The organism is Craterilacuibacter sinensis, from assembly GCF_009831765.1.
Taxonomy (GTDB): domain Bacteria; phylum Pseudomonadota; class Gammaproteobacteria; order Burkholderiales; family Chromobacteriaceae; genus Craterilacuibacter; species Craterilacuibacter sinensis.
This window is the reverse complement of record NZ_WSSB01000007.1, coordinates 78,858-91,982: the sequence shown is the minus strand read 5'-3', so window position 1 is coordinate 91,982 and position 13,125 is coordinate 78,858. Positions and strand designations below refer to the sequence as shown.

Below are 13,125 nucleotides of genomic sequence, written 5' to 3'. Positions count from 1 at the left end.
TCCCTGCCTTACTTGGCCTTGGCCTGTTTGACGTGCTCTTCCAGCTCGCGGAACGAAGGACGATCCTGCCCGGCCAGCGCCTTGCGGCCAAACTCAACGGCGACCTGCGGCGCATAGCCATTCAGGCTTGCCAGTAAAGTCACCTTGATCGTCTGGAAAACTCGGGTCTGGTCAGCCAGCTTGTGCTCCATCGCCGTTGCAATTGGTGCGACAAAGCCATAGGCCAGCAAAATACCGACAAATGTGCCCACCAGCGCAGCACCGATCAGCTTGCCAAGTTCAGCCGGCGGCAAACCCACCGACTCCATGGTATGCACCACCCCCATCACGGCCGCCACGATACCGAAAGCCGGCAGGCCGTCGGCCAGGCTCTTCACCGCACCAATCGGCACCTCGGCTTCGTGATGGTGCGTTTCCAGTTCGACATCCATCAGGTTTTCAATCTCGAAGGCATTCAGGCTGCCTCCGACCATCAGGCGCAAATAATCGGTAATAAACTCAACCACATGATGATCTGCCAGAATCGCCGGATACTTAGCAAACAAAGGACTACTCTCTGGCGCCTCGACATCCGCCTCGACCGACATCAAGCCCTCTTTCCTGACCTTGGCCAGGATCTCGAAAAGCAGAGCAAACAAATCCATATAGAAGGCCTTGCTGTAAGGCGAGGCCTTGAATACCTTGGGCAATGCTTTTCCGGTTGCTTTTAGTGGCGCGCCACCATGTGCAGCCAAAAAAGCACCAAAACCGGCACCACCAATAATTAGCAATTCGACAGGCTGAAACAGCGATGCCAGATGCCCCCCTGCCAGCGCAAACCCCCCGAAACAGGCTGCCAGAATGACCACATAACCGATAGGAATAAACATGTATACCCTTGGGGAAAGCTGAAGCTAAGCCGGACATACACACCCGTCGCAATACCAAGGCTATGGACAGTGCACTCGACACTAGCAAATAAGAAACTTTTTTTATTGTATTACACCCTATAGCGATAGTCACCCGTAAGCAAATGTGACAACACCCGCCATAAGCATCAACGACATATCATGCATCAAGCCAATGCCGCGTTTGGCCACTACCGCACCGGCACCCAGACCAAAACCCATTTTCAAACGGCCACGCAAAGTTGCACGCAAACAACAGCAATGATTAAAAACAGACCGGGGGCAGCATTCAACCATCATCCACATATTGCGACTCGCACCCTCGCGTAAAAATCAAAGAAAACAAGACAAGCCATTGATTAAATTAAACTTAAGTACCTTGGCGCCAGCAGCAAAAACAATCAGACAACGAAAACCAAAGGTACATCAGCAACTTTCCAACCATCTTTCACTTATAAAAACACAAACTTAATACACTAAACTCATGAAACCATAACAAAATCAAAGCACAATCAAAGTCACACACCTACCCATTCCAAGCACTAAAGCCGGCACACCCAGTCATGACCGATGCAGGCTATTGATCAACAAAAGAGGGGCAGGAGGGCACACGATGCGCGAATGGTTCAGCAGTGTAGTATGGGAAATCATTTTTTCTATAGCCATCATTGTCGTACTGCAGTTCGCCATCCTGTACATACTCAAACGCTTTTTATTGAAAGAAAAAGACTAGATAGCGAAACTTATTGCACCCAACAGATCAAGCAATGAAAAATACGGGGAGTCAGAGCCCTAACCGCTACGTGCAGCGACCAAAGCCCAGACTCCCCGAATCCGCCACCCTTAAAAATTTACGACCGCGCAGCAACAAGCTGCTCAAACTCCCGCAAGCAGGCTACCGCAGTTTCCAGCATGGCATCGATTTCCGCCTTAGTAATCACCAAAGGCGGTGCACACACGATATGGTCACCGCAGGCGCGCATAATCAGGTTGTGCTTGAAGAAAATATCGCGACACTGCGTACCTGCCTCCCCCCAGTTATCAAACAGCTCACGCGTCGCCTTGTTTTTCACCAGCGTGAATGCCTGAATCAGGCCAACCCCGCGCACATCGTCCACATGGGCAAACTGGCCAAACACCTCGCGCCAACGCTGCTGCATATAGGGGCCGGTCGCGTTCTTGACCCGTTCAACGATACCCTCGTCACGCAGTGCCGCTACGTTGGCATGTGCAACGGCGGCACACACCGGATGACCGGAGTAGGTAAATCCGTGATTGAAATCCCCCCCCTCTTCGATCAGACCGCGTGCCACGCGCTCTCCGACAAAAACCGCACCGATAGGCAAGTAGCCGGATGACAATCCCTTGGCCGTGGTAAACATATCGGGCTTGAAGCCGAAATGTGTCTGGCCGAACCATTCGCCGGTACGGCCGAAACCACAGATCACCTCATCGGCAACCAGCAACACATCATACTTGCGGCAGATGCGCTCGACTTCAGGCCAGTAGGTCGATGGCGGAATAATCACACCGCCCGCACCCTGAACAGGCTCGCCGACAAAGGCCGCTACCTTGTCAGCACCGACTTCCAGTATCTTGGCCTCTATCCACTGCGCCGCTTGAATGCCGAATTCTTCCGGCGTCAAATCCTTGCCATGCTTGTAATACCAAGGCTGCTCGACGTGAGCGATGCCGGGAATCGGCAGATCACCCTGCTCGTGCATATAGCTCATGCCGCCTAGACTGGCGCCACCTATAGTCGAGCCGTGATAACCGTTCCAGCGCCCGATCAGCACCTTTTTCTCCGGCTTTCCGACCGAACTCCAGTAATGGCGCACCATGCGAATCATAGTATCGACCGACTCCGAGCCCGAGTTGGTATAAAACACATGCTCGAAACCATCCGGTGCGACGCTGGCCAGCAGGGCCGACAGTTCCGCCACCTTGGGGTGGGTGGTCTTGAAGAAGGTATTGTAATAAGCCAGCTCTTCCATCTGGCGCTTGGCCACTTCAGGCAGATCCTTACGACCGTAACCGATATTCACGCACCACAGTCCGGCCATGCCGTCGGTAATCTTGTTGCCTTCCGAATCCCACAAGTAAATACCGTCAGCATGGGTGATCACGCGTGCGCCTTGCGCGTTCAGCCCCTTGGTATCGGAAAACGGGTGCAGGTGGTGGGCGGCATCCATGGCGCGCCAATCCTGGGTGGTATGTTGCTGGCTCATCAGTTTCTCCTCTTAGCAAAACACCCGCCGCAGCGGGTGTCTGGTTTATACGACAGGGTTAGACATGCAACAGCAGGAACTTGCGCTCCCACGGGCTGATCACGCGGAAGTATTCGGAGAACTCCTTCTGCTTCATCCCTACATACATTTTCACGAAGCGCGGCCCCAGAATTTCGGCGATATCTTCGCAACGCGCCAGACGCACCAAAGACTCTTCGGTGGAATGCGGGAACTGGTAAGGCAACTCATACGCATCGCTCTGGCACGGGTCACGCGGCTTCATATTCTTGATAATGCCAAGATAACCACATGCCAGGGTCGCGGCCATGGCGATATACGGGTTGACATCCACCCCCGGCACACGGTTTTCCACACGACGGCCGGCCGGGCTGGAATGCGGCACGCGCAGGCCGACAGTACGGTTGTCGTAGCCCCACTCGACGTTGGTCGGCGCCGCCATATAAGGCGACAGACGGCGGAACGAGTTCACATACGGCGCAAACAGCGGCATCACCTCCGGCAGATAGTGTTGCAGTCCGGCAATAAAATTGAAGAACAGATCTGATGGGGAGCCATCCGCATTGCTGAAAATATTCTTGCCGGTTTCCTTGTCCGCCAGACTCTGGTGAATATGCATGGCACTGCCCGGCTCGTTCTCCATCGGCTTGGCCATAAAGGTCGCGTACATATTGTGACGGAATGCAGCTTCACGCACGGTGCGTTTGAACAAGAAAACCTGATCTGCCAGCGACATCGCATCACCATGCAGGAAGTTGATTTCCATCTGCGCGGTGCCGACTTCGTGAATCAGCGTATCGACTTCCAGATTCTGCGCATGGCAATAGTCATAGATGTCCTCGAACAAAGGATCGAACTCGTTGACCGCATCGATGGCATAAGAGCGACGGCCGAATTCTGCGCGGCCAGTACGCCCCACCGGCGGCGCCAACGGAATATCCGGGTCCGGGTTAGGCGACAGCAGGTAAAACTCCATCTCGGGCGCCACCACGGGCGCCCAGCCCTTGGCGTCATACAGGGACAGCACGCGGCGCAAGACATTGCGTGGTGCCACATCTACCGGCGAGCCGTCAGCGCGGAAGCAGTCATAGATCAACTGTGCCGTCGGATCGGTCGCCCATGGCACCAGACGCAAGGTGGTTGGGTCCGGCTGCAGCACCATGTCCGGATCGGTCAGATCCAGCATACTGTCATCCGGATAGTCACCGGTCACGGTCTGCATCAGCACCGCCTCCGGAAGACGCATTTCCGTTTCGCTGATGAATTTATCCTTGGGCACAATCTTGCCTCGTGCCACCCCCGTCATGTCCGGGACAATGCACTCCATTTCGGTGATACGGTGTTCGCGCAGCCAATCTAGATTTTGTTGAAACATGGTCTTCCCTTGTGTTGCGGCCGGTTCACCGGCTCTGGTTACCGTGTCAGCGACGACTCGCGTCGCATACGGCGCTCCCGGCAAGCGTCGCCAAAAGCCTTGAAAATTGCCTGGGAGAGCGTGTTCTCCCAATACTTCCATTCCGGATGCCATTGCACGGCAAAGGCAAAAGCACGCGCCCCTTCCACCCGGTATGCCTCGATCAGGCCATCACTAGCATAGCCCTCGGCCACCAGCGACTCCGCCAGCCGCTTGATACCCTGCTGATGAATGGAATTGATGCGCACCTGCGTCTTACCGGTCCAGCCATGCAGCCAGCCATCCGGCGTGATCGCCAACTCGTGTGCAGGGCCATACATTTGCTCGAGATCATCAGTATTCGGTTCACGATGATCCATCTTGCCGTCCTCTTCCTGCACATGCTGGTAGAGTTCACCCCCTAGCGCGACATTAATCTCCTGAAAACCGCGGCAAATCCCCAGCAATGGAACACCCTCTTCCAGAGCCAGCCGGATCAACGGCAAGGTGGTCGCATCCCGGGCAGGATCATGCAAAGTGCCGGCACGGCTAGGCTCGCCCTGATAATGCGCAGGCTCAACATTTGACGGCGAACCGGGTAACAGCAAACCATCGACCAGTTGCAGCAAGGCACGGATCTGATCCTCGTCCCCGAGTGAAGGAATAAGGATAGGCACGCCCCCTGCCCCGCCCGCTGCGGCGGCAACATATTTGTCACCCACGGCGTGAAAAGGGAAATGCCCTATCATCTTGACGTCACAGGGAATACCGATTACGGGTTTTTGCAACATACGACCTCTGATAAAAAATCAACCGGCTGCCTTGATGGCATCAAGCGGCTTAATAAACGGATAACCCAGCGCGTTAGCGACAGCGGCGTAAGTCACCTGCCCACAACACACATTCAAGCCGTCGCGCAGATGGGCATTATCAAGCAAGGCCCGTGCCCAGCCCTTATCGGCCAGCTCCAATGCATAAGGCAAGGTGGCATTGGTCAACGCCATGGTCGCTGTGCGCGCCACACCACCGGGCATATTGGCCACACAATAGTGAACGATGCCATCGACAACATAGGTCGGCTCTTTGTGCGTGGTTGGCCGGCTGGTTTCAAAGCAGCCGCCCTGATCGATAGCCACATCCACCAGTACTGCGCCAGGCTTCATGCTGCCCAGCATCTTGCGCGTCACCAGTTTGGGCGCGGCCGCACCCGGAATCAGTACCGCACCGATCACCATATCGGCTTCGCGAATGGATTCATCGATATTCACGCCGTTGGACATCAGGGTCTTGATGCGCCCGCCAAACAGCATGTCGATTTCTTTTAGCCGTGGCAGCGACTTGTCGAGAATGGCGACATCTGCCCCCAACCCCATGGCCATACGTGCAGCATTCAAGCCCACAACACCACCACCTAATACCACCACCTTGGCTGGCGCGACCCCAGGCACGCCTCCCAAGAGCACGCCACGACCCCCTTGCGCCTTTTCCAGTGCATGAGCGCCGGCCTGTATCGCCATGCGCCCGGCCACTTCCGACATCGGCGCCAGCAGCGGCAACCCCCCCTTGTCATCGGTCACTGTCTCATAAGCGACGGCAATTGCCCCCGATTCGACCAGCAAACGCGTCTGCTCCGGGTCCGGTGCCAGATGCAGATAGGTAAACAGCAGTTGTCCCGGACGCAACATCCGGCATTCGATGGCTTGCGGCTCCTTGACCTTGCAGATCATGTCGGCTCGGGCAAAAATCTCTTGCGCACCCGATGCGATGGACGCACCTGCCTGGATGTAATGCTCATCAGTAAAACCCACACCAAGGCCGGCCTGAGACTGCACGACCACCTCATGGCCGTGCACCACCAACTCGCGCACACCAGATGGCGTCAAACCAACACGGTACTCGTGAACCTTGATCTCTTTCGGAACGCCAATCAACATTGCAGTCTCCTGTCATACTGTGTAGACGCTTCAATCTGGGTGCGTTTAAAAAAATTCACATCATGGCAAAGCAATACCCTGATACTGGCTACAAAATAGCCAATTTGCAATGATCTTCCATTTTGCATTGCAGCAACGCCTGAGCAGACAACAATTTACTTAACATTATTCGTCTAATATTATTAACATCAGACTACAAAGGCCGGAAGACATGGATATTGGAGCAAGACTAAAAATGGTGCGTGAACGCCTGAGTTTGTCCCAGCGCGAGCTCGCCAAACGTGCCGGCGTGACTAACGGCACCATTTCACTGATCGAACAGAACCGGGTCAGCCCATCGATTAGCTCGCTGAAAAAGGTACTGGAAGGCCTGCCGATGACGCTGGCCGATTTTTTCACCTTCGATGCAGAGCCGCGGGCACCCACGGTGTTTTATCAGGGCGAAGATCTGCCTAATCTGGGCAACGAGGAAATCAAGCTCTTGCTGGTAGGCATGGCGCATCCCAAGCGCGATCTCGCCATCCTCAAGGAACGTTACGAGCCCGGCGCCGATACTGGCCCGGATATGCTGGAGCATGAAGGACAGGAAGGCGGTGTCGTGATTAGCGGACAAATCGAACTGACTGTCGATGGTGAGCAACGTGAACTGGGCCCCGGCGATGCCTACTACTTCGATAGCCGTTTACCACACCGCTTCCGCAACTCAGGCTTATTGCCGTGCGAAATCGTCAGCGCCAACTCGCCCCCGACTTTTTAAGACGCGCCACCACCCACTATTTGCAAGAAAACAACAAGGGAGACACACCATGGCTCGTAGCTACCCCGAATGGCAACAACTCGCGACCGAACTTGAAATCGAAGGCCGTGCCTTTATCGCCGGCGAATACAGCGCAGCTCAAGATGGCCGCAGTTTTGCCTGCATCAACCCGGCCAATGGCCAGACACTGGCACAGATTGCCTGGTGCGGGCAGCGCGAGGTCGATACCGCTGTTCAAGCCGCACGCCAAGCCTTTGAGTCCGGCGAATGGTCGGCACTGGCACCTCTGGCACGCGGGCGCATCCTCAAACGCTTTGCCGCGCTGATACGCGAGTGCAGCGATGAATTGTCCCTGCTGGAAACGCTGGACGTGGGCAAACCCATCGCCGACACACAAAGCGTGGATGTTGCCGGGGCAGCCTACTGTGTGGAATGGTTTGCCGAGGCAATAGATAAAATTGGCGGTGAAGTAGCGCCAGTCGACCCCAAGCTGGTCGGTCTGGTCACCCGCGAAGCAATCGGCGTGGTCGCTGCGGTAGTGCCATGGAACTTCCCCATCCTGATGGCCAGCTGGAAGTTCGGCCCGGCCTTGGCGGCAGGCAACGCCGTGATCGTCAAGCCTTCGGAAAAATCTCCGCTGACAGCCATCCGGCTGGCTGCACTAGCCAAAGAAGCCGGTATCCCTGACGGGATCTTCCAGGTACTGCCCGGTGCCGGCGACACCGGCAAGATGCTGGCACTGCATATGGATGTCGACTGTATCGCTTTCACCGGTTCGACTGCGGTTGGCAAACTGATCGCGGCCGATGCCGCCGCATCCAACCTCAAGCGCACCTGGCTGGAACTGGGCGGCAAGTCGCCCAACATCATCCTGCCGGACTGCCCCGACATCAAAAAAGCTGCCCGCACCGCCGCCGCCGCCATCTTTTACAATATGGGCGAAATGTGCACGGCAGGCTCGCGCGTACTGGTACACCGCGACATCAAGGACAGTTTCCTCGCTGCCTTCAAGGAAGCTGCGCAAGGCTGGCAACCAGGTGACCCACTTAATCCGGACACCGCCATGGGTGCCATCGTCGATCGCATCCAGTACGACAAGGTACTGTCCTATGTGGATAAAGGCTTGAATGAAGGGGCAACGCTGATTTGTGGCGGGAAAGCAACACATCTTGAGCAAGGCCTATTTATCGAACCGACCGCATTCGACTGTGCGCGTGCCGACTTGACCATCTGCCGCGAAGAGATTTTTGGACCGGTACTGTCGGTGATCACCTTCGATACCGTCGAAGAAGCTATTCGTATTGCCAACGATAGCGAATACGGCCTGGCGGCGGCGGTCTGGACTTCGGATCTGTCAACCGCGCATAAGGTGTCGCGCGCACTCAGGGCTGGTACGGTGTGGGTCAATTGCTACGACGAAGGTGGCGACATGAACTTCCCCTTCGGCGGTTTCAAGCAGTCCGGCAACGGCCGCGACAAGTCCTTGCATGCAATGGAAAAATACTCCGAACTGAAGAGTACGCTCATCAAACTCGGCTAAACCGCTTAAAACGGACAAAACAGACGGTAGGCGGATACCACCGTCTGTTTTTCAGGCTTACCACCTGCGCTCCATACTTATCTGCCAGTATCAACCGACAGCAGCTTTATCCAGCAGCGTTACACCATCGCCTCAGTGACCCTTTGCTGCTCGACCAGATGATGCAGCAAATCTGCCATCGGCATCGGCCGATAAAAATAATAGCCCTGCACCACGTTAACCCCGCAAGTAGCAAGCGACTCCAATTCTTCTTTTGTCTCTACCCCCTCGGCCAGTACGCTAGCACCACTAATCCGGCACAACTTGACGGTAGCGGCAAAAAACTCTTGCCCAACCGAACGCGTCAGCCCATGCACCAGCGTGCGGTCTAGCTTGATCTTATCGAATGGATAGCGGGTCAAATAGGCCAGCGTAGAGTAACCCGAGCCAAAATCGTCCAGCGCAATATGCAGCCCGCGTGCGCGCAACGCAGCCAGATTGGCAGAAAAGCACACCGGGTCATCAATCAGCTGACTTTCGGTAATCTCTATTTCCAGCCTGACACCCGTCGGCAAGGCCTTGGCCAAGATGCGGTCGAGCACCTGCGGCAAACGCACATCGAGCAAAGTCTGTGGTGAAAGATTGATGGCCAGACTCACCTGACCAACACCTTGCAGAGACTGAGCGGCAGCTACTGCATGCTCCAGCACCCAAAAGTCCAACTCAGGCATCAGGCCCAAACGGTCAAAGCTGGCAATAAAAGTAGGTGCCATGATATGCCCATCACGACTCTGATGACGTAATAACGCCTCCACACCGACAATGCGCCGGCTATCCAGTGCCACCTGCGGCTGGTAAAACAAAACAAAGTTGCCACTAGCGCGCAAAGTTTCGACTTCCTTTTGCGCGTGAAAATTGTGATGCATCTCGGAAATAAAACTATTCCGCTGCGTGATTACATCAAGCTTTGCATCCGGACCGGAAACACCATCCAGACTGGTGGGCGTGAAAGACAAGCCCAAACTGCGCTTCTCCATCCACTGGAAAAATGGCCAATAAATCAGCGCCCCCAGCAAGATAACCAGCAATTGCAGCGCAACGGCCACATAGGAGCCACCACTGGCCATCCAGCTATTCACCAAAGGCGGCATCATCCAGCCGGGCTGCATATGAAACGCGGGCACCAGCTCAAGGTAGGTTGCCCCATAGCCAACCAGATAACCCGTTAATGGCGCTAACAAAAAAGGTATCGCCATCACCGGATTAAAGAAAACAGGCACACCGAAAACCAGCGGCTCATTCACATTCACAATAGCCAACGGCAAGGAAGCACGTGCCAGCTGCCGGTAACCCGTGCTGCGTGCACGCAGCAACATGCACAGCGCCAGACTCAAGGTACTGCCGCTGCCACCGGAGGCGCACCAGACATCAAAAAAGGTATTGCTCAAGATATTGAGCGGTGCTTCTCCCACCCGCCAGGCTTCCATATTCAACTGGCTGGACAACTGCAAAGCGGCACTGGCATCGCGTAGCACATGGTGTCCGTTGACACCGAACAACCAGCTCACCCCGCGGCTGAACTCATACAACATTCCGCTAACAAATTCAGTCGGGTGCAGATTGGCCTGCCATTGCAGCCATTGCGATGCCAGCACCCCGAGCAAGGGTGCAGACAAAAATGCGATTGCAGCAGCTGCTGCAGATACAGCTATCAGGTTGGTGATGTGATTGATGCTCTGCTCGACCAGCCCGTTGCACGAGCCCGTACTAAACCAGGGCAGGCGTTGCGCCTGCTTGAACAGCCAGTTGGTCAAAAACCCGGCCACCAGCGCCAGCGGGATACTGTCAGGCAAGAGGCCGGCTTGCGGCAGCCAGATCAGATTGAGCATCATCAGCACGCTCAGGCTGACCGTCACGCAGAGCGCCGGCGACAGCCGCTCACGCGCCGCATAGTAAAGCGCGAGATAAATATTCAACAGCAGCGGCACCATGGCAAAACATAGTGCTTGCAGGCTTTGCAACTGCTGGGCGAGTTGCAAGTAGTCAGCATTATTAGCGAAAGCCGCAGCGACTTGCAGCAAGGCGCGCAGTACCGCAAGCGGCACGATCAGCACCGTAATACTGACCACGGCAGTCAATGCCGGATTGGCCGCCAGCCGAACCAGCGCGCGCTCAAGCACCGCCTCAAAGCTTGAAATTAGCCGCATAACGCTCCAAAAACACTAAACCACAGCCACACCTTATCAAATAGATAGCCTCCAATAAGCAAATCAAATGGATTCAAAACAATTCACTTTCTTTGTTGCATGCAAATAGCCATAAAAAGACTATGTCCAAGTTGCATGTAGTTAATTGTTGCTGGCCATGCAAGCACTTAGAAATATCCGTTCTTCAGCACACCTCATGCTAGCAAACTGATCCAGACCGAACATGCCATAAGACGTACGTATAGCAATTTGTATTTTACTACCTTTTTGCTTACCCGCATTGCACGCACCGGTCTCTCCAGAGGCAAACCCCAAAGGAAAATTTATATGAGAGCACTAACATCTCGTTATGTTTTTAAACCATATGATTCATTTTGTTTTAAATTTACTTGAACTATCTAGTTTCGCATCTACGCTAGAGATCAACAAAGAAGCAAGACCTTACCCAATGCAGATGCTTTCTGCTGGGGCGAAATGCATAGGAACCTAGATCATGAAAAACCGGCTATTACTGATACCACTGCTACTGCCCTGTATCGCAGCTAGCTGGGCTCACGCCAGCCAGCCGGAAGTCGTGATCTACCGTGAAGTCCCCAGCCACAACGCCTTCAGGAATGCGCCACGACCACCGGCAGCCGGTGTCAGCCCAGGAGCGATAGTCAGCGAGCAGGTCACCCAGGCGACTGGTTCGCTAGACGACAGCCTGCTGGCCAACGTCGGAGCTGGGAATGCTCGAGGTGTCGCCAACTCGCCCGCAGACAGCGGCAGTCCATACACATCCCCACTCGGCATGCAAGGCCGCACAGGACTAGGATCTTCCACAACAGCAGGTGGCGTCTCATCCGCACGCCAAGGCAGTCTTGCAGGGATAGGCGCGGCGACAGGGAAGATCGCGCCGGCCATCGGCCAAGCGCTAAACGGACTAACAATGGGCCTGAAATGATGCGTATCAACACAATGACAGTGCTTGCCCTCGTATGGCTAGGTGGGACTTCCACGGCGGCCAGTGCCGACGGCACGGCCCGGATACTCGACAGCGGCCAGCAGAATCAGGGCGTACTTAGCGTCAACCAGACTGCAGGAAGCTACAACCAGCAGGCGAATCTGCGGGCCATCGTCACCGAAGGTAGCGTCTCTGCGACGGCCAGCCAGCAGCAGTCGGCTCAGCGTTCGCTAACGAATCATCCGCTGGCACAGGGAAACTACCGCAGCGCGATAGAAGGCGCGTCATTTGCCGGCAGCCACGGCGTCATCGGTGTCAACCAGGCCAGCGGCGTCGGCAACCAGAACGTCAATAGCCTGACCCTGTCACTGAGTCGCAGTGGACAGACGGAACAGGGCGCCCTCGCGATGGACGATAGTTTGCTCGCCTCGGTTCAGGGACAGGGCGAAGCCGGCATCAGCACACCCACAGCCGACGGAAATTCTGTGCTTTTTATCGACGATGCGGCGTTCGCTCAGGCGAGCGGCATCATCCAGGTCAACCAGGTGGCCGGCATCGCGAATCAGGCCAGCAATACGCTGAGCCTGCGCTTTTCCGGCCTCTGATAGAGAAAAATTTCCGGGGTCAATGGACTCTGGTTTAGCGGCCTCGCGGCCGAGCATGCAAGTAGTCGTAGTTCACTACTCAAAGGAGACTTACCATGAAACACTCGAAAAAAGTGCTGTTCGTCGCGATGCTGGCAGCTTACAGCGCGGCATATGCTGATACCCCTCCAGCACAACCGGCTGACCCGACCAGCGTGGTGACCACGGTCGGCGGCAGCAACACGCTAGTGGTCAATAACCGTCAGGAATACAACGTCAATGAAGGTGGCAGCTTCACCTACGGCAACGACTACAACGAAAACATCGATATCACAGTCGAACACGACCCCAAATTCAGCAACGCAGTCACCGCTACAGCTACCGACTCGCAGAAAATCCTTGGCGGTACCGGTTCTCCGTTCGTCATCAAGGATCCGTCGAACGCCACCATGAATGACAGCGTCGTCGGCAACGCCGGTAATGTCGGAGTCAACCAAGCCGCCGGCCTGCTTAACCAACAGGCGAACGACTCTGCGCTAGCTTACTGGCAAGGCGGGGCTCAGGACGTCAGCCAATCTGGCAAGGGTATCTTCCCGANCAACCAAGCCGCCGGCCTGCTTAACCAACAGGCGAACGACTCTGCGCTAGCTTACTG

The 13,125-nt window shown here is 55.5% G+C and carries 11 protein-coding genes; 5 read left to right on the top strand and 6 right to left on the bottom strand.

Annotated elements, in window-relative coordinates:
• Positions 1 to 8 precede the first annotated feature (8 nt).
• On the bottom strand, positions 9 to 869 hold the full coding sequence (motA, locus tag GQF02_RS09085; protein WP_124734550.1) for a flagellar motor stator protein MotA: 861 nt from the start codon (positions 867 to 869) through the stop codon (positions 9 to 11).
• A 180-nt stretch (positions 870 to 1,049) separates the two neighbouring features.
• Here motA and GQF02_RS09080 point away from each other — a divergent pair, with 180 nt between their 5' ends.
• A complete protein-coding gene (locus GQF02_RS09080) occupies positions 1,050 to 1,217 on the top strand; it encodes a hypothetical protein (RefSeq protein WP_160796521.1) in 168 nt (55 codons plus the stop codon).
• 521 nt (positions 1,218 to 1,738) lie between these two features.
• On the opposite strand, the gene GQF02_RS09075 is transcribed toward GQF02_RS09080, so the two are convergent.
• The 4 genes from GQF02_RS09075 to ald are packed head-to-tail and all read right to left on the bottom strand — an operon-like array spanning position 1,739 to position 6,460.
• Positions 1,739 to 3,115 (bottom strand): aspartate aminotransferase family protein, encoded by a 1,377-nt coding sequence (locus GQF02_RS09075; RefSeq protein ID WP_160796519.1) that lies wholly within the window; start codon positions 3,113 to 3,115, stop codon positions 1,739 to 1,741.
• Between the two features lie 58 nt (positions 3,116 to 3,173).
• Positions 3,174 to 4,508 carry a glutamine synthetase family protein gene (locus GQF02_RS09070; RefSeq protein WP_124734552.1) on the bottom strand — a complete coding sequence of 445 codons (1,335 nt, stop codon included), beginning with the start codon at positions 4,506 to 4,508 and terminating at the stop codon, positions 3,174 to 3,176.
• Positions 4,509 to 4,546: 38 nt separating this feature from the next.
• Entirely contained in the window at positions 4,547 to 5,314 is a 768-nt protein-coding gene (locus tag GQF02_RS09065) for a gamma-glutamyl-gamma-aminobutyrate hydrolase family protein (protein WP_220789411.1), read from the bottom strand.
• Between the two features lie 21 nt (positions 5,315 to 5,335).
• The gene (gene ald / locus GQF02_RS09060) at positions 5,336 to 6,460 is read right to left on the bottom strand and encodes an alanine dehydrogenase (protein ID WP_124734554.1); all 1,125 of its coding nucleotides are present in this window, start codon (positions 6,458 to 6,460) and stop codon (positions 5,336 to 5,338) included.
• Positions 6,461 to 6,671: 211 nt separating this feature from the next.
• Here ald and GQF02_RS09055 point away from each other — a divergent pair, with 211 nt between their 5' ends.
• Both GQF02_RS09055 and GQF02_RS09050 read left to right on the top strand, forming a co-directional pair.
• Complete coding sequence (locus tag GQF02_RS09055; protein ID WP_160796517.1) at positions 6,672 to 7,217, top strand: cupin domain-containing protein; 546 nt, start codon at positions 6,672 to 6,674, stop codon at positions 7,215 to 7,217.
• A gap of 49 nt (positions 7,218 to 7,266) precedes the next feature.
• Positions 7,267 to 8,757, top strand: coding sequence for an aldehyde dehydrogenase (locus GQF02_RS09050; RefSeq protein ID WP_160796515.1), 1,491 nt, complete (start codon positions 7,267 to 7,269; stop codon positions 8,755 to 8,757).
• 119 nt (positions 8,758 to 8,876) lie between these two features.
• Here GQF02_RS09050 and GQF02_RS09045 read toward each other — a convergent pair whose 3' ends face one another.
• On the bottom strand, positions 8,877 to 10,943 hold the full coding sequence (locus GQF02_RS09045; protein WP_160796513.1) for an EAL domain-containing protein: 2,067 nt from the start codon (positions 10,941 to 10,943) through the stop codon (positions 8,877 to 8,879).
• A 493-nt stretch (positions 10,944 to 11,436) separates the two neighbouring features.
• Between GQF02_RS09045 and GQF02_RS09040 the strand changes: the two genes are divergently transcribed.
• Positions 11,437 to 11,886 carry a hypothetical protein gene (locus GQF02_RS09040; protein WP_160796511.1) on the top strand — a complete coding sequence of 150 codons (450 nt, stop codon included), beginning with the start codon at positions 11,437 to 11,439 and terminating at the stop codon, positions 11,884 to 11,886.
• Complete coding sequence (locus GQF02_RS09035; protein ID WP_160796509.1) at positions 11,883 to 12,491, top strand: adhesin; 609 nt, start codon at positions 11,883 to 11,885, stop codon at positions 12,489 to 12,491. The genes GQF02_RS09040 and GQF02_RS09035 overlap by 4 nt, the downstream gene beginning before the upstream one ends.
• Positions 12,492 to 13,125 lie beyond the last annotated feature (634 nt).